Consider the following 17,691-nt stretch of genomic DNA (forward strand, 5'->3'; position numbering starts at 1 on the left):
GCTCGAGGGCGCCCGAGCCTCGCAGTATACCCTCCCCGGCAAGGGACGCCCGCTACGACCGCATTCGACGTCGTCGACCACCATCAGCGCCTCTCGACAAGGTGACCGGTCGAGACATGGCGCTGCGGGAAGGTGATGACTCAGGCCAGATACGCGATAGTCATGCCTAATCAGCCACGTTCATGACAGCCAAGCCTGATGCATCTTTGAACCAATATTCGCCCGATCACTATGTTACGGTTGGTAATTACCAAAATATGCCATGATCGCGATGTTCCATCCCCGCTGGCAGAGCCCCGGAGCCACCTCCAAGCAGAAGCCATGACCTTGTTCCATAACGCTTCAACCACAGCCAGCCTTGGCGGCGACCCTCTTCTCGATCGGCTCCAGACCCCGATCTGGATCTTCGATATCGAACAGGAACGGATGCATTATGCCAATGCCGCAGCGGTGAGACTCTGGGAGGCCGACACGGCCCGGGAGCTGTATGCGCGGGATTTCTCCTCGACGATGAGCGAGACGACGCGCCGACGCCTGGCGGATTACCTGCAGCGTCTGGCGAGGGATGAGGTCATCGATGAACACTGGAGCTTCTATCCGGGGGGACAGGCCCTCTCGTTGCACTGTCGCTGCAGCCGTTTCGCCCTGGGCGATGGACGAACCGGCATGCTGGTGGAGGGACTCGAAAGCGCCATCTCCCTGGATGCCTCCAGCCTGCGCGCCCTGGAAGCCGTCAGGCACACGCCCATGATGGTCTCGGTGTTCAGCGGAGAGGGACGCCTGCTGATGCGCAATCCCGCCGCCCTCGAGGCCCGCCGGGGCCTGACCTCCTTCGAGGCCTGCTTCACGGAGCACCGCGTGGCCGAGCGACTCCTTCAGCAACTGGAGGACGAGCCGAGTTGCTCCCTCGAGCTCGTCATGCGGGTCAACGACGGCGAGCGCTGGCACCATGTCGACCTGTGCCGCGCCACGGACCCCAAGACGGGACTGCCGATGATCGTGATGGGCGAGTTCGACATCACAACGCGCAAGATGCTGGAAACCTCTCTGCTCGTCTCCAAGCACCAGCTCGAGGTGATCATCAAGGGCCTCGAGGTCGGGCTGCTTCTCGAGGACGAGAATCGCCGCCTCACCATGGCCAACCAGGCCTTCTGTGATCTCTTTGGCATCGAGGAGCCTCCCGAAAGCCTCGTGGGGATGGACTGCCGTGATGCAGCCCAGGCCAAGAAGGGGGACTTCAAGGAACCGGAAGACTTCGTGGCACGGATCGAGGAGCTCGTCATGGAGAGGCGCAAGCACAGCCGCGACCTGCTGGCCTTGGCAGACGGACGCTTCCTCGAGCGTGCCTACACGCCCCTCTTCATCGGCAACCAGTACCATGGCCATCTCTGGGTGTATCGCGATATCACCCGGCAAAGACGTAAAGAAGACTACTGGACCCACCAGGCCAATACTGACCCCCTGACCGGGCTGGCCAACCGCCGCTCATTCGACGAGGCCGCCAGAGCGGTCGCTTCGGGGGTCGAAAACGACGCGAAGGAAGCGGCCTTGTTGATGATCGATATCGACCATTTCAAGGCCATCAACGATACCCTGGGTCACGCCCAGGGCGACAATGGCCTGCAACTGCTGGCGGACACCCTACGACACCACCTTCGCCCAAGCGACTTGCCCTGTCGCACGGGCGGGGAAGAGTTCATGGTCATCATGCCAGGCATGTCACAGGAAAGAGCCAGTGCCGTCGCCTGGCGACTGCTGCGCCAGATCGCGGAGGCCTCCATCGAAGCAGAGCGGTTGCCCTTCCACTTCACGGTGAGCATCGGCGTCACCAGCTTCCATCCGACCGATGAGAACATCGAGGCCGTCACTCAGCGAGCCGATGCCGCCATGTACCAGGCCAAGAAGGAGGGCAGAAACCGCGTAGCGGTTCGCTGGTAGCCGTGCCCGGCCAGAGCAGTTGCCGGCATCGAGGCAACACCGACGCGCCGCCACCATCCTCTTGCTGTCGCACGAGCCGCAGGAGCGCTTGCGCTGCACCGGCAGCGGGTTCACGAAGCCCCCATGGACGAGGCGCCTTCCAGCCGGCCTAGCGCCCGGCCAGAGTAATTGTCGCTCTATAAACAGCCCACGCGACACGATTGCGGAAAAGCCGAACTCGGCCGCTGGGCAATAGCTGCTCCCTTTCTTCCTCCGCAAGCCGAAACTGATCAGCCAACACCGGGTGAGTTTCCTTCATCGAGCGCTCCTGAGCACCCGCCGCAAATTCGAGCACCGGACGCATCAGCGTCTGAAAATCCGGTATTGCCATACTGTCACCTCCCTGTGTGGACCGGATACACGAAGGGCCCGCCGATGGCGGGCCCTTCACAGACTACCGGACCGCCAATGCGATCACTCCCACTCGATGGTCGCCGGCGGCTTGCTCGAGACGTCATAGGTCACGCGGGAGACGCCGCTGATCTCGTTGATGATGCGGTTGGAGACCTTCTCCAGCAGATCAAAGGGCAGGTGCGCCCAGCGGGCGGTCATGAAGTCGATGGTCTCCACGGCGCGCAGGGCGATCACCCACTCGTAGCGGCGGGCGTCGCCGACCACGCCGACGGAGCGCACCGGCAGGAAGACGGCGAAGGCCTGGCTGGTCTTGTGGTACCAGCCGGCGTTGTGCAGTTCCTCGATGAAGATGGCGTCGGCCTCGCGCAGGATGTCGGCGTACGCCTTCTTCACCTCGCCGAGGATGCGCACGCCCAGGCCCGGCCCCGGGAAGGGGTGGCGGTAGACCATGTCGTAGGGCAGGCCGAGCTCGACGCCGAGCTTGCGCACCTCATCCTTGAACAGCTCACGCAGCGGCTCGACCAGCGTGAGCTTCATGGTCTCGGGCAGGCCCCCCACGTTGTGGTGCGACTTGATCACGTGGGCCTTGCCGGTCTTGGCGGCGGCGGACTCGATCACGTCCGGGTAGATGGTGCCCTGGGCCAGGAAGTCCACGCCCTCGATCTTGCTCGCCTCGTCATCGAAGACGTCGATGAAGGTGTTGCCGATGATCTTGCGCTTGGCCTCCGGGTCGGCCTCGCCCTTCAGCTTGTCGAGGAACAGGTCCTCGGCGTCGACGCGGATCACCTTGACGCCCATGTGACGGGCGAAGGTCTCCATCACCTGGTCGCCCTCGGCCTTGCGCAGCAGGCCGTTGTCGACGAACACGCAGGTCAGCTGGTCGCCGATGGCCTTGTGCAGCAGCGCCGCCACCACCGAGGAGTCGACGCCGCCGGAGAGGCCGAGCAGCACGTGGCGGTCGCCCACCTGCTCGCGCACGCGGGTGATCTGGTCCTCGATGATCTGGGCCGGGGTCCACAGGCGCTCGGCGCCGCAGATCTCCAGCACGAAGTGCTCGAGGATGCGCAGGCCCTGCAGGGTATGGGTCACCTCGGGGTGGAACTGCACGCCGAAGAAGCGCTTCTCCTCCCAGGCCATGGCGGCGATGGGGCAGCTGGGGGTGGAGGCGGTGACGGTGAAGGCGTCGGGCACCCGGGAGACCTTGTCGCCGTGGCTCATCCAGACGTCGAGCAGGTTCTTGCCGGTGTCGTGGTCGATGTGGTCCGAGATGTCGCGGAACAGCGCCGTCTCGGCGTCGAGGCGGATCTGGGCGTAGCCGAACTCGTGGACATGGGAGCCCTCCACGGCGCCGCCGAGCTGCTCGGCCATGGTCTGCATGCCGTAGCAGATGCCCAGCACCGGCAGGCCCATCTCGAACACGCACTGGGGCGCGCGGGGCGAGTCCAACTCGGTGACGGATTCCGGGCCGCCGGCGAGGATGATGCCGTTGGGGGCGTACTCGCGGATCTCGGCCTCGCTGATATCGAAGGCACGAACCTCGGAGTAGACGCCGATCTCGCGCACGCGGCGGGCGATCAGCTGGGTGTACTGGGAACCGAAGTCGAGGATCAGGATCTTGTGGGCGTGAATGTCGGTCATCAGGCCTTTCCTTTGAGAGGCGAACGGCCCGGAAACACGAAAGCTGGAAGCGGCGCGGCCACTTCCAGCTTCAGGCTTCCGGCGTCAAGCATGTATCAACCCGCGCGGTAGTTGGGGGCTTCCTTGGTAATCTGCACGTCGTGCACATGGGATTCGGCGAAGCCGGCGCCGGTGATCTGCACGAACTGTGGCTTGGTGCGCATCTCCTGGACGTCGCGGCAGCCGGTGTAGCCCATGGAGGCGCGCAGGCCGCCCATCAACTGGTGGACGATGGCGCCCATCATGCCCTTGTAGGGCACCCGGCCCTCGATGCCTTCCGGCACCAGCTTCTCGGCGCCGGCGTCCTTGTCCTGAAAGTAGCGGTCGGCGCTGCCCTGGGTCTGGGACATGGCGCCCATGGAGCCCATGCCGCGGTAGGCCTTGTAGGTGCGGCCCTGGTAGAGCTCGATCTCGCCCGGGGCCTCCTCAGTGCCGGCCAGCAGGCCGCCCACCATCACCGCGCTGGCCCCGGCCGCCACGGCCTTGGCCAGGTCACCGGAGAAGCGGATGCCGCCGTCGGCGATCAGCGGGATGTCGTAGGGCTCGAGGGCCGCGGCCACGTTGGAGACGGCGGTGATCTGCGGCACGCCGACACCGGCGACGATGCGCGTGGTGCAGATGGAGCCGGGGCCGATGCCCACCTTGACGGCGTCGGCGCCGGCCTCGGCGAGGTCCTTCGCCGCCTCGGCGGTGGCGATGTTGCCACCGATCACCTGGATCTGCGGGAAGTGCTCCTTGGCCCAGCGCACCCGCTCGATCACCCCCTTGGAGTGGCCGTGGGCGGTGTCGATCACCACCACGTCGACGCCGGCCTCGGCCAGGGCGGCGATGCGGTCCGGTGTCTCGGGGCCGGTGCCCACGGCGGCGCCGACCAGCAGGCGGCCATCGGCATCCTTGGCGGCGCTGGGGAAGGTGCGCGCCTTCTCGATGTCCTGGAAGGTGACCAGGCCCCGCAGGTGGAAGGCGTCGTCCACCACCAGCATCTTCTCGATGCGATGCTCCTGCATCTTGCCCTTGATCACGGAAAGCTCGGTGCCTACCGGCACGGTAACGAGCTTCTCGGCGGGGGTCATGATGTCGGCCACGCTGTCGCCATGGTTGGGCTGGAAGCGCATGTCACGCTCGGTGACGATGCCCACCAGGGTCTCGCCCTCCACCACCGGGAAGCCCGAGAAGCCGTGCTCCTGGGCCATGGCCAGCAGGTCCTCCAGCTTGGCCTTGGGACTCACCGTGACGGGGTCCTTGACGATCACGCTCTCGTGTTTCTTGACCTTGCGCACCTCGGCGGCCTGCTGCGCCATGGTCATGCTCTTGTGGATGATGCCGATGCCGCCTTCCTGGGCCATGGCGATGGCCAGGCGGGCTTCGGTCACGGTATCCATGGCGGCGGAGACCAGCGGGATATTGAGGTAGAGGTCGCGGGTCAGTCGGGTCCGCAGGTTGACGTCCTTGGGCAGGACATCGGAGTAACCGGGCACGAGGAGGACGTCATCGAACGTCAGGGCTTCTTGGGCCATACGTAGCATAGTGGCAACACCCAGTGAGCTGGTGGGAAGAGGCAGCTGAAGTTAATCCACCATTATAGCGGCCGAGGGCGGGTCACGTCACGGTCCAGTGAGACGCCATGCTACCCTGAGCCTCCGATATCCGCCGAGCCGCCGCCATGAATCACCCCGACACCCCGCCCCTCTCGGTCAGCGAGCTCAACCGCAGCGCCCGTCAGCTGCTGGAGGGGCGCTTCGGCGAGGTCTGGGTCGAGGGCGAGCTCTCCGGGGTGTCGCGACCGAGCTCCGGCCACGTCTACTTCACCCTCAAGGATGATCAGGCCCAGCTGCGCGGCGCCCTGTTCCGCAGCCGCGCGCGCTTCGTGGGCACGCCCATGCGCGACGGCGACCGGGTCAAGGTACGCGGGCGACTGTCGATCTTCGAGCCCAGGGGCGACTACCAGCTGATCGCGGAAGCGGTGCAAGCCGCCGGCGTGGGCGAGCTGCTGGCGGCGTTCGAGCGACTCAAGGCCCGTCTCGCCGACGAAGGCGTGTTCGCCAACGCCCGTCCCCTGCCCTGCCCGCCGCGCCACCTGCTGGTGGTCACCTCGCCCAGCGGCGCGGCGATCCGCGACGTGCTGGCGGTGCTCGCCGCACGCTGGCCCATGGTCAACGTGACGCTGATCCCGGTGGCGGTGCAGGGCCGCGAGGCGGTGCCGGCGATGATCTCGGCGCTGGGGCTGCTCAATCGCCAGTCGAGCCTGGAACCGCGCCGCGATGCGATCCTGCTCACCCGTGGTGGCGGCAGCCTGGAGGACCTGTGGGCCTTCAACGACGAGCACCTGGCCCGGGCGATCTTCCATTCACGGCTGCCGGTGATGTCGGCGGTGGGACACGAGGTGGACGTGACCCTCGCCGACTTTGCCGCCGACGCGCGCGCGCCCACCCCTTCCGCGGCCGCGGAGCGCCTGGTGCCGGATCGCCGCGAGCTCGCCCAGCGCCTCGAGACACTGGAGGCTCGCCTGAGGCGAGCGGTTCAGGCGAGCCTCGACGCCGAGGGCCAGCGGCTGGATCACCTGCGTGTGCGGCTGCGCCACCCCGGCGAGGGGCTGGCGCGTCAGCGCCAGGCACTGGCTCAGCTCTCCGGACGGCTGACGCGTGCCATCCAGGCACGCCTGGCCGAGGCGCATCGCGACCAGACCCAGCTGGCGCGCCGCCTGGCGGCACATCCTCCCGGCCGCCAGCTGGCGCTGGCCGACCGCCGGCTCGAGGCGGCCAGTCGGCGCCTGACCACCGCCGCGCCACGGGAGCTGGCGCGCCATCGCGAACGCCTGGCCGGACTGGTGCGGGAGCTGCAGGCGGTCAGCCCGCTGGCGGTCCTCGGCCGCGGCTATGCGATCCTCGAGGACGAGCAGGGACGCGTGGTGCGCCATGCCGACGACACCGCCCCCGGGGACCGCCTGGCCGCCCGCCTGGGCGATGGCCACCTGACCCTCCGGGTGCTGCGCCGCGACACCACACCGCAGGCCGGGGAGCAATCGAGCCGATAGATTATAGAATATAGTTATTCCATAAAATCCTATCTATGCTTAGTCACAAGAAATCTTGACGCGACCGGCCAGATGGCGTTTCGTCGATGATCCTCATCACGTTCCCGCCCCGGGCGGGACTTATCACCACGCAACAGGGAGTACCACCATGTCTCTGCGCATCAATGACGTCGTACCGGACTTCGAAGCCGATACCAGCCAGGGCCCGATCCGCTTCCACGAGTGGCTCGGCGACAGCTGGGCGATCCTGTTCTCCCATCCCAAGGACTTCACCCCGGTGTGCACCACCGAGTTCGGCGCGGTGGCCAAGCTCGGCGAGGAGTGGAAGAAGCGTGGCACCAAGGTGATCGGCATTTCGGTGGATGGTGTCGAGGAGCACAAGGGCTGGATCAAGGACATCGCCAGCTTCGCCAGCTGCGACGTCGGCTTCCCGATCATCGCCGACGAGGACCTCAAGGTCGCCAAGCTGTTCGACATGCTGCCCGCCGACGCCTACCTGCCGGACGGCCGCACCCCGGCTGACAGCGCGACCGTTCGCGCGGTCTTCATCATCGGTCCGGACAAGCAGCTCAAGCTCACCATGACCTACCCGATGAACGTCGGCCGCAACTTCGCCGAGGTGCTGCGCGCCCTGGACGCCCTGCAGACCGCCAACGGCGAGAATGTCGCCACCCCGGCCGACTGGAACCTGGGCCAGGACGTGATCATCCCCACCAGCGTCTCTGATGAAGACGCCAAGGCGAAGTATGGCGAGTTCGAGACCGTCTTCCCCTACCTGCGCCGCGCCAAGCTGCCGCAGAAGTAAGCGACCCGGCACCCGCCATCGCTCCCCGCCCCCGCCCCTCGGCGGGGGCCTTTGTTTGGGTGGGGCTCAGCGTCCCGGCTTGAAGCTTGCGGGCTCCAGGTCATGGCGCGCCAGCAGCTTGTAGAAGTCGGTACGGTTACGCCCGGCGATGCGCGCCGCCTGGGTGACGTTGCCCTCGGTCAGCTTGAGCACCTTGATCAGGTAGCGTCGCTCGAAGGCCGCCCGGGCGTCGTTGAAGGTGGGCAGGGCCTGCTCCTCGGCGGCCAGGGCCTGGGCCACCAGCGCCTCGGGGATGATGGCCGTGCCGGTCAGCGCCACACATTGCTCCACCACGTTGACCAGCTGGCGCACGTTACCCGGCCAGGCGCTGGCGGCGAGCAGCTTCAACGCCTCCGGCGAGAAGCCCTTGACGAAGGGCTTGTGGCGCTCGGCCGCCTGAGCCACCAGGTGCTTGGCCAGCAGCGGCACATCCTCGGCGCGCTCCTTGAGCGGGGGCAGGCGCAGGTTGACCACGTTGAGGCGGTAGTAGAGGTCCTCGCGGAACTCCCCCTCGCTCATGGCGCGGTCCAGATCACGGTGGGTGGCCGAGATGATGCGCACGTCGATGGGAATCGAGGCAGTGGAGCCCAGCGGGCGGATCTGGCGCTCCTGCAGGGCGCGCAGCAACTTGACCTGCAACGACAGCGGCATGTCGCCGATCTCGTCCAGGAACAGGGTGCCCCCGTCGGCGGCCTGAAACAGGCCCTGATGCTCGCTCACCGCCCCGGTGAAGGCGCCCCTGGCGTGCCCGAAGAGCTCGCTCTCGAGCAGCTGTTCCGGCAGCGCGCCGCAGTTGATCGCCACGAAGGGCTTGTCGGCGCGGCGGCTGGCGCGATGGATGGCCTTGGCCATCAGCTCCTTGCCGGAGCCGGAGGGGCCGGTGACCAGCACGCTGACATCGGAGGCCGCCACCATGCGCGCCTGCTCCAGCAACCGCTCCATCTCGGGGCTATGGGTGATGATCCCGGCGCGCCAGGCCTCGTCGCCCTCGGGGGTGGCCCCCGGCGCCTGGGCCAGGGCCTCCTCGATGGCCGCGAACAGCTCATCGCGGTCCACCGGCTTGGTCAGGAAGCTGAACACCCCCTCGCGGGTGGCGGCGACCGCGTCGGGAATCGAACCGTGGGCGGTGAGCAGGATCACCGGCAGCCCCGGCGCCTCGCGCTGCACCTCCCGGAACAACGCCAGGCCGTCCATCTCGTCCATGCGCAGGTCGGTCAGCACCAGGTCGGGGCGATCGACCTCCAGCGAGCGCAGCGCCTCGCGGCCGCTCTCGGCGGTGGTCAGCCGATAGCCACGACTCTCCAGACGCATGCCCAGCAGCTTGAGCAGGCTGACATCGTCATCCACCAGCAGGATATGCGCAGGCTGCCGACGCCCGGCACTCCCGGCGGCCGCCACCCGGGTCGATTCAGCGCGGGCTTGCAGGGGGGGCAGGTTCTTCACGTCGGGGTCTCCATCACTCTTCGGTCTGTTGTCGCAGGTTGATGCTGCGCTCGATGGCGGTCAGCGCCTCGAGCTTCTTCTCCAGTTCGGCCTTTTCCTCGTCCAGCGCGGCGCTGCGGGCCTCGCTCTGCGCCTGGGCCGACTGCGCGGCACTCAAGCGCCCGGCCATGCCACGCCGCCTCTCCAGCTCGTTGAGCCAGTAGCGCAGCAGCGGCTGCAGGGACACCGGCGCGGCGGAGAGGTCGGCCTTGTAGAGCTCCGAGGCCCGGTCCCACTGGCCCTGGCTGCCCCAGGAGAGCGCCACGGCGCGGGCCAGGCGACGCTCGGCGGACGTCCCTTCCAGGCGCGTGAGCATCGCCTCGCGCCAGGCACGATCACCGCGCTGGGACGCCAGCCCGAAGGCCACCCACTCCGGCAGCAGGCAGTCGTCGTCGGCGAAGCTCGGCCGCTCGGCATGGCAGCCACTGGCCGAGGCGGCCGCCCCGGAGGGAGTGCGGCTGGAGGGCAGCTCGAAGGGGGCCTGTGGCAGCAGCTCGCAACCGGCCAGCCAGACGGCCAGCATACCGGCCAGCAGAGGGCGAAGGGTCATGGCATCAATTCCTTGCATCCTGGCCTGCCATCCCGGCAGGCGTGCGGTCAGGGTCAGTCCGGGACGAAGCAGCCCGCGGCAGAGTGAGGCGGAAGCAGACCGCCAGGCGCGGGTCCTCCACCAGCGCCAGCTCTCCCTCCTGGAGGCGCGCGCAGTCCGCCGCCACCGAGAGGCCGATGCCCGAGCCCTTGAGCGGTCCCTTGCGTCGGGTGCGCCCCTGATAGAAGGCCTCGAACAGCCGCGGGCGATCGACCTCGGCGATGGGCTCACCGCTGTTGGCCACCTCCAGCTCCAGGCTGTCGCGGCGCTGGCGGGCACGAATCTCCAGCTCGCCGCCATCGGCACCGTAGGCGATGGCGTTGGACACCAGATTGTCGAGGATATGGCCGGTCGCGGTGCGGTCCAGCACCCACTTCACCGGGCCGTCGAAGCACTCGACCCGCATCCCCTTGTTGGAAAGCGCCAGGCGGTGCTTGGCCAGCACCTCGCGAACCAGGGTGGCAACGTCGAGCCGCTCGACCTCCACGCGCCGACTGTGCTGCAGCAGATTGTAGTCGAGCAGCTGCTCGATCAGCCGCTGCAGCTCGCGGCCGCTGTCATCGATCAGCTTGAGGATCTCCATCTGCTGCGGCGTCAGCTCCCCGACCACCCCGTCGGCGAGCAGCGCCGAACCTTCACGCACGCTGGCCAGCGGGGTCTTGAGTTCGTGGGACATGTGACGCAGGAACTGCTGCTTCTCGGCCTCCAGCTCGGCGAGCCGCGAGGCGAGCCAGTCGAGGCGCTCATCCAGCTTGATCATCTCCGCCGGCCCCTGCACCGGTTGCGGCGGCTCATCGCGGGCGCCGCTGCCGATCCTCAGGATGCGGCGCTCCAGCTGGCGCACCGGGCGGATGATCAGCCACGAGAACAGCAGCATCATCACCAGGCTGGCAGAGACCAGCGCACCGGTCTGCCACCACAGCCGCCCCTGGACGCCCTGGGCCCGCTCGCGGATCGAGTCGATGCGGGTGTCGATGCGCCGGTTGGTGGCCTGGCGGATCGCCTCGGTGCGCTGAGCGAAGGCGGGGAACTCGGCGAGCCTCTCCTCGAACGCCTCCATGGGCAGCCCCGGCAGCGCCGCCAGCTCGTCGAGCTGCCGCGCCAGCGCCGCCACGTCGGGGTCATCGGGGAGCAGCTCGCGCTGCAGCGCGAGCAGTTCGCGGTACTCTGCCAGGCGCTCGCCGTAGATCTCCAGCAGGCTCGACTGCTCGAGCACGGCGTACTGGCGGGCGCTGCGCTCCATCTCCAGCGCCAGGGCGCCCAGGGTCCGGGCGCGCCGAGTCTCTTCCACCGCCTGGCGGGCGCTGACGTCGGCCAGGCGGGAGAGCTCGGAGAGCGCCTGGGCGGCCTGGAACATCAGCACGGCCAGCGGCAGCATCACCACCAGGAAGGCGATCAGCACCAGCTGCAACAGGGAGCGGGGGCGCCAGCGACGGGCGACTCGAGTGGTCATGTCCAGCGTTCTTTGCAGGAGGCCGAGGGGCGGGACGGTGGATGGGGCTGCCATCATGTCGGACCTTCAGGATACCAGAGTTTGCTCGGGAGCCGTGCCCTTCGCCCGAGGCCGGGTGGGCGGCAAAAAAAAGGCCGGCAGGGCCGGCCCAAGTACGCAGGGAACTGAAGGGTCTGAAAGGATCACCGCTGGTGGCCTGATCCATCCAGCGCTCACCCTTCCAAACGGGCCGGGGAAGGCCCTCGAAGCCATGAGTCAGCCATCTGCCACCAGGGGCTGGCCTTCCTCATGCGGCCGATGCGCCAGGCGCATCGCCCTGCTTCGTGTCTGGCAGTGTCGTCGGACCTGACCACATCGGGTCGAGCCGTGACGCCACTGCGCGATTCGATCCCCCGCAAGGGGGAGAGGCATCCATGCCAGGGCATCCTTGCCCTTGGGGTACGCGTCCGTGACCGTGTCGGTACCCGTCTCATCGCAACCTAAGTCACACATCGCTAGGAGCAGACGCTGATCGCCGGGAGGCGAGGCACAGGGCAGTGTGGTTCCGCCCCCTGGACGATCGAAGCGGTTCGAGCCGTAATGAACCGCTTTCGTTGCTCACCAAGAGTATTGCGATCGCCGTGCCATAAAATGAAAAATCGTTTGTTTTTAATAACTTGAAAACATCACCCATCTAGCACGACGGCAGGAGGAAGATAACGGAGGGATTTCGGGCGACAATCCGTCGCCAGGAGGCGACGGCAAGCGAGAGGCTTTCGATAAACACTTTATTTTCAGCAACTTGGAGGGTCGCAATGCGGCGACAGTGGCGCCATGCATGGTGCCACGCGGCGACACCCCGGCTCAGCCCAGCGACTTGACCAGCACCTTGGACTTGCGGGCGTGGTTATAGGTGTCCCGGCGCAGCAGCGGCAGCGCCTCGAGGTCGGCCAGGCGAAAGCCGTGCTCGAAGAACCAATGCGTGGTGTGGGTGGTCAGCGCGAACAGCGCCGACAGCCCCTGGCGCCGGGCCCGGCGCTCGAGCTCGGCGAGCAGTAGCTCGCCCCGGGCGCCACCGCGATAGTCGTCATGAACCGCAACGCAGGCCAGCTCGCCCATCTCGGCATCGTCGAAACGGTGCAGGGCCGCACAGCCGATGATCATGCCATCGCGCTCGATCACCAGGTAATCGTCGATCTCGTGCTCGAGCCGCTCCCGGGAGCGTGGTACCAGCATGCCGCGCCGCTCCAGGGGCTCGAGCAGCTCCAGCAGGCCGCCGATATCCGCCAGCTCCGCCGAGCGCAGCTGTTCGTAGCGGTGCTGGGTGATCATGGTACCGACACCGTCGCGGGTGAAGAGCTCACCGAGCAGGGCATCGTGGTCATGCCAGGAGAGCAGGTGGGTACGCGCCACTCCGTGACGGGCCGCCTGGCAGGCGGCCTCCAGGTGGCGCGAAAGCTCGCTGCCGGGGGCCGCCTGGGCCAGCAGCGGCCCCGCGTCGGCGGGGGTCAGCTGGCGCTGCAGCTGGCCGCTGGCGTCGAACAGGCCGCTGGCCTCGCCGAGCAGGATCAGCTTGTCGGCCGACAGCGCCATGGCGGCATGCTGGGCCACATCGGAGGCGTCGAGGTCGAACACCTCGCCGGTGCTGGAGAAGCCCAGTGGCGGCAGCACCACCAGCGCCCCCTTCCCCAGCAGACCCTCGATGGCCTGGGTGCGCACCCGGCGCACCTCGCCGCTGTGATCGAAATCGACCCCCTCGCGGACCCCCAGCGGCTTGGCCATCACCAGGTTGCCGGAGACCGCGGTGAGCTCGACGCCGTGCATGGGCGTGTTGGGCAGCCCCAGCGAGAAGCGGGCCTCCAACCACAGCCGCTGCTCGGCGGCAACCCGCTCGATGCAGGCCATGACCTCACCGTCGGCGACCCAGCGCCCCTGGTGCTGCCCCGGCGTGATCCCCGCGGCATCCAGCGCCTGGCGTACCTGGGGGCGAATGCCGAACACCACCACCAACCGCACCCCGAGGGTGTGCAGCAGCGCCAGGTCCTGGACCAGCTGCTCGCCGCGACCGCGCGCCATCGCCTCGCCCTCGATCAGGATGACGAAGGTTCGCCCGCGGTGGGCGTTGATATAGGGCGAGGAGTTGCGAAACCAGTCGACGAAGGGGAAGCGTGTATCCAAGAGCCGCTCTCCGGCAGCGGGTGAACGAAAGGCGTTGGGGCTGCCACGCCTATGGTAGAACGACGACAACGGCGGCACCACCGCCGTGGTACCGCCGTTTCAAGCTTCGGGCTGGACGTTGCTCCCCGGCCCGGCTCGCCGCTCGTGGCCTGCGGCCGAAGCCGAACTAGCCGAACATGCCCTTGAAGGTGAAGAAGAACAGGATCGCCAGGCCCGCACCGGCGGGCAGGGTGATCAGCCATGACATGGCGATGGTGCCGATCACGCGCAGGTTCAGCGCCGCCATGCCGCGGGCCAGGCCCACGCCCAGCACGGCCCCCACCAGGGTATGGGTGGTGGAGATCGGCAGGCCCGTGCCCGAGGCCAGCACCACGGTGACAGCGGCGGCCAGGGTGGCGGCGAAGCCACGGCTGGGGGTGAGCTCGGTGATGCCGGTGCCCACGGTGGCGATCACCTTGCGACCGTAGGTGACCAGGCCGACGACGATGCCGCCGCCGCCCAGCACCAGCACCCACCAGGGCACCAGGGCCGCGGCCTCGATCTCGCCGCCGGTCTGCACCACGCTGATCACCGCCGCCAGCGGGCCCACGGCGTTGGCTACGTCGTTGGAGCCGTGGGCGAAGGCCATGGCGCAGGCGGTGAAGATCATCAGCACGCCGAATACCCGCTCGACCCCGCTGAAGCCGAACTGGTCGGTCTTGCGGTTGCTGGCCTGCACCCGCCGCTCCATGAAGCCGCCGAGTGCCGAGACCAGCAGGCCGGCGAAGATGGACAGCAGGAGGCTGGCACCGAAGCCGAGGTCCAGGCCGACGTGCTTGAGGCCTTTGGTCAGGGTCACCATGGTCACCGCGAAGCCGACCAGGAAGACGTACATGGGCACATAGCGCTTGGCCGCGGCGAAGGGGTCCCTGGCCTCGAAGATCAGGTGCTGCACCGACTTGAACAGGGTGAAGGCGATGGTACCGGCGAGCAGCGGTGAGACGATCCAGCTGGCGGCGATCTGGCCAACCGCCCCCCAGTCCACGGCAGCGGCACCCAGGCCCGCCACCGAGAAGCCGACGATGGCGCCGACGATGGAGTGGGTGGTGGAGACCGGCCAGCCCTTCATTGAGGCGATCAGCAGCCAGGTGGCGGCCGCCAGCAGCGCCGCCAGCATGCCGTAGACCAGCAGCTGCGGGTCGTCCTGGAGCATCTCGGGGTCGATGATCCCCTTGCGAATGGTGTTGGTGACCTCACCGCCGGCCAGCCAGGCACCGAGGAACTCGAAGATCACGGCGATGATGATCGCCTGCTTGATGGTGATGGCGCGAGAGCCTACCGAGGTGCCCATGGCGTTGGCCACGTCGTTGGCACCCACGCCCCAGGCCATGAAGAAGCCGAAGAGGCAGGCCAGGATGATGAAGATCTCGCCGTGCTGCGCAATGATCGACATGAGGATGTGTCCCCTCGTTGCGGTCGTTGGATGGCGTGCTGGTGGCGGCCCCGGGATCACCGGGGCCGTGGAATTCAGTTGGCCGTCATGATCTGCAGGCGGCTGCCCACGCGCTCGGCGCGATCGGAGAGCTCACCCACCCAGTCGATGATCTTGTAGAGGAACATCACATCTACCGGGGGCATGCGATCCTCGAGGCCGAACAGCTGGCGACGGATGGCGACCTGCTGGTCGTCGGCCTGCTGTTCCAGGCGGTGCAGCTCGCGGATCAGCTTCTGCATCACGTCGCTGACGTTGCGTCCGAAGCCGGACTCGAGCAGCTCCCGAAGCTCCTCCAGGGCGTGGCGTGCCTGGGCCACGCAGGCCACCGCGGTGCGCATGTAGTCGCGCATCGGCTGGGCCAGCTCCTCGGGCATCTGCATGCGCCTGCCGAGCATGATCCCGGTGATGTCGCGGACCTTGTTGGCGATCTTGTCCTGTACGCTGATCAGGTCGAGCAGGTCGGAGCGCGATACCGGCAGGAACAGGGTATTGGGAAGGTTGAGGCGCAGCTCGGTCTTGAGCTCATCGGCCTCATGCTCGAGGCGCGTGACCGACTCGCGGTGGGTCGCCGCCGCCTCCCAGTCGCCCACGAGGGTCGCCTCGAAGAACGGCAGCAGCTGGTCGGCGCACTCGCTCGTCTTGACGATATGGGTCAGCAGCGGCTGGAATGGCGAACGACCGAACATCGCGGAGAAGGGATTGGATGTCACCATGGGGCATCTCGAAACCTGGAAAATGGCGGCGACAGTATAGTGACCCCGGCCGCCATCGTCATGAATTATTCACCCAAGTGTCATCTGATCGAGGCTGCCGCCACATGAGTCAAGAGATCGAGCTGAAGCTCGCCCTGGGCCCCGAGGGTCCCGCCGCCCTGCGCCACCACCCACTGCTGGCCGACGCGCCGGGTGTCGCCTGCCTCGGCAACACCTACTTCGACACCCCCGCGGGGGAGCTGGAGGCGGCGCGCATGGCGCTGCGCCTGCGCCGACTCGACGGCCGCCTGCTGCAGACGGTGAAGACCCGCGGCGAGGGTGGCGGCGGGCTGTCTCGGCGCGGCGAGTGGGAGTGGCAGGTCCCGGGGCCCGGGCTCGACCTGGCCGGCCTCGCGGGGCTGCCGCCGGCCGCACTGGGCCGGGACGTGCTGGAACGCCTGGAGGCGCGCTTTACCACGGATTTTCGTCGCGAAACCTGGGAGCTTGCGCACCAGGGCGCGCGCATCGAGCTGGCCCTGGACGAGGGGGTGATCACGGCGGCGGATCGCCGCGTGACGATCCGCGAACTGGAGCTGGAGCTCAAGTCCGGCGAGCCGGCGGCGCTGTGGTCGCTGGCCGAGGCGCTGGCCGAGCGCGTGGCGCTGCGCCCCTCGGATACCAGCAAGGCGGCTCGCGGCGGCGCCCTGCTGGCGGGCGAGTGGCGACTCCCCGCCGCCGACTCGCCACCGGCCTGGCTGCACCGCGCCGTGGTGGCGCTGGACGCATACGCCGACAGCGGTGGGGCCGACTGGCGCGACGCGGCGCGCGAGGCCTTCCAGCGCCTGGCCACCCTGGGCGACACTGACGACCGTGACGACGCCCGCGCCGTGGCGGCGGCCCTCGGCGACGACGCCTGGCTGACGCCGCCTCTGGGCCGCCGCCTGCTGCAGCTGTCACGGCGCCTCTCTGGCGCCTCGCCCCTGGCCTGAGGTCCGCCCATCTCCACAAGGATGCCGCCCGTGAACCACCTGCCCAAACCCGCCGACGAAGGCCTGCGCACCCGGGTCTTCCAGATCATCTTCGAGTCCGACACTCGCTCGGCCAAGGGCTTCGATATCGCCCTGATCGTGGCGATACTGGCCAGCGTGCTGGTGGTGATGCTGGAGAGCATCGCGAGCCTGCGAGCCGACTACGGCCGCCTCTTCTTCTGGCTGGAGTGGGGATTCACCATCGCCTTCACCCTGGAGCTGGCGGCACGCCTCTACTGCCTGGAGCGGCCGCTGCAGTACCTCAAGAGCTTCTACGGCATGGTCGACCTGATCGCCATCCTGCCCACCTGGCTGGCGCTGATCGTGCCCGGCGCCCAGACCCTGGTGATGGTCCGCCTGCTGCGCACCCTGCGCATCTTCCGCGTGCTGCGGCTGATGGAGTTCGTCGGCGAGGGGCGGCTGCTGATCGGGGCGCTGAAGCGCAGCAGCCACCAGATCTTCCTGTTCCTGTTCACCGTGTTCATGCTGGTCTCGATCTTCGCCTCACTCGTCTACCTGATCGAGCCCGCCGAGGCCGGCTTCACCAGCATCCCCACGGCGATCTACTGGGCCATCGTCACCCTGACCACGGTGGGCTATGGCGACGTCGTGCCGGTGACCCCGCTGGGCCAGGCGATCTCGGTGATGGTGATGCTGATCGGCTACTCGATCATCGCCGTGCCCACCGGGGTGTTCTCCGCCGAGGTGATCCGCTCGATCCGCGCCGACCGCTACTCCGACGAGGCCTGCCCCGGCTGCGGCCACGACCGCCACGAGCAGCGCGCCAAGTACTGCCTGCTGTGCGGCACCTGGCTGGATGAGGACACCCCCGACCCGCAACTCTCCGAGCAGGAGCAGGAGGCCTGGTGGGAGGAACATGGCGGCAAGGGCAACGACAGCCCCGCGCCGCCGAAGGAGGGTTGAGGCCCC

General features: G+C 67.8%; 14 protein-coding genes. 5 read left to right on the forward strand and 9 right to left on the reverse strand.

Going from position 1 to position 17,691, the window contains the following annotated elements; genetic code table 11:
* Positions 1–231 precede the first annotated feature (231 nt).
* Positions 232–1,938, forward strand: a complete 1,707-nt coding sequence (locus RAN53_RS15010; RefSeq protein WP_305797605.1) for a sensor domain-containing diguanylate cyclase — start codon at positions 232–234, stop codon at positions 1,936–1,938.
* Between the two features lie 148 nt (positions 1,939–2,086).
* Here the strand turns inward: RAN53_RS15010 and RAN53_RS15015 are convergent, their stop codons facing one another.
* From RAN53_RS15015 to guaB, 3 genes are all read right to left on the reverse strand, one after another.
* Positions 2,087–2,308 carry a winged helix-turn-helix domain-containing protein gene (locus RAN53_RS15015; protein ID WP_305797606.1) on the reverse strand — a complete coding sequence of 74 codons (222 nt, stop codon included), beginning with the start codon at positions 2,306–2,308 and terminating at the stop codon, positions 2,087–2,089.
* Positions 2,309–2,391: 83 nt separating this feature from the next.
* Positions 2,392–3,969 (reverse strand): glutamine-hydrolyzing GMP synthase, encoded by a 1,578-nt coding sequence (gene guaA / locus RAN53_RS15020; protein WP_305797607.1) that lies wholly within the window; start codon positions 3,967–3,969, stop codon positions 2,392–2,394.
* A 95-nt stretch (positions 3,970–4,064) separates the two neighbouring features.
* Entirely contained in the window at positions 4,065–5,534 is a 1,470-nt protein-coding gene (gene guaB / locus RAN53_RS15025) for an IMP dehydrogenase (RefSeq protein ID WP_305797608.1), read from the reverse strand.
* A 137-nt stretch (positions 5,535–5,671) separates the two neighbouring features.
* Between guaB and xseA the strand changes: the two genes are divergently transcribed.
* Both xseA and RAN53_RS15035 read left to right on the forward strand, forming a co-directional pair.
* On the forward strand, positions 5,672–7,042 hold the full coding sequence (xseA, locus tag RAN53_RS15030; protein ID WP_305797609.1) for an exodeoxyribonuclease VII large subunit: 1,371 nt from the start codon (positions 5,672–5,674) through the stop codon (positions 7,040–7,042).
* A 148-nt stretch (positions 7,043–7,190) separates the two neighbouring features.
* A complete protein-coding gene (locus tag RAN53_RS15035; RefSeq protein WP_305797610.1) occupies positions 7,191–7,847 on the forward strand; it encodes a peroxiredoxin in 657 nt (218 codons plus the stop codon).
* A gap of 66 nt (positions 7,848–7,913) precedes the next feature.
* Here RAN53_RS15035 and glrR read toward each other — a convergent pair whose 3' ends face one another.
* The 6 genes from glrR to RAN53_RS15065 all read right to left on the reverse strand — a co-directional run bounded on the left by glrR (position 7,914) and on the right by RAN53_RS15065 (position 15,754).
* On the reverse strand, positions 7,914–9,197 hold the full coding sequence (gene glrR, locus RAN53_RS15040; RefSeq protein ID WP_414842991.1) for a two-component system response regulator GlrR: 1,284 nt from the start codon (positions 9,195–9,197) through the stop codon (positions 7,914–7,916).
* 145 nt (positions 9,198–9,342) lie between these two features.
* Positions 9,343–9,918 (reverse strand): hypothetical protein, encoded by a 576-nt coding sequence (locus RAN53_RS15045; protein WP_305797611.1) that lies wholly within the window; start codon positions 9,916–9,918, stop codon positions 9,343–9,345.
* A gap of 4 nt (positions 9,919–9,922) precedes the next feature.
* Positions 9,923–11,410, reverse strand: a complete 1,488-nt coding sequence (locus RAN53_RS15050) for a sensor histidine kinase (RefSeq protein ID WP_305797612.1) — start codon at positions 11,408–11,410, stop codon at positions 9,923–9,925.
* 843 nt (positions 11,411–12,253) lie between these two features.
* Positions 12,254–13,567: an amino-acid N-acetyltransferase gene (gene argA, locus RAN53_RS15055; RefSeq protein ID WP_305797613.1), complete on the reverse strand. Its 1,314-nt coding sequence runs from the start codon at positions 13,565–13,567 to the stop codon at positions 12,254–12,256.
* A 166-nt stretch (positions 13,568–13,733) separates the two neighbouring features.
* Positions 13,734–14,999, reverse strand: coding sequence for an inorganic phosphate transporter (locus tag RAN53_RS15060; RefSeq protein WP_305797614.1), 1,266 nt, complete (start codon positions 14,997–14,999; stop codon positions 13,734–13,736).
* Positions 15,000–15,073: 74 nt separating this feature from the next.
* Positions 15,074–15,754, reverse strand: a complete 681-nt coding sequence (locus RAN53_RS15065; protein ID WP_305797615.1) for a TIGR00153 family protein — start codon at positions 15,752–15,754, stop codon at positions 15,074–15,076.
* 104 nt (positions 15,755–15,858) lie between these two features.
* Between RAN53_RS15065 and RAN53_RS15070 the strand changes: the two genes are divergently transcribed.
* Both RAN53_RS15070 and RAN53_RS15075 read left to right on the forward strand, forming a co-directional pair.
* Positions 15,859–16,722 carry a CYTH domain-containing protein gene (locus RAN53_RS15070; RefSeq protein WP_305797616.1) on the forward strand — a complete coding sequence of 288 codons (864 nt, stop codon included), beginning with the start codon at positions 15,859–15,861 and terminating at the stop codon, positions 16,720–16,722.
* A gap of 30 nt (positions 16,723–16,752) precedes the next feature.
* A complete protein-coding gene (locus tag RAN53_RS15075; RefSeq protein WP_305797617.1) occupies positions 16,753–17,685 on the forward strand; it encodes an ion transporter in 933 nt (310 codons plus the stop codon).
* Positions 17,686–17,691 lie beyond the last annotated feature (6 nt).

It is taken from the genome of Halomonas sp. SSL-5, assembly GCF_030708455.1.
In the GTDB taxonomy this organism is placed as follows: domain Bacteria; phylum Pseudomonadota; class Gammaproteobacteria; order Pseudomonadales; family Halomonadaceae; genus Halomonas.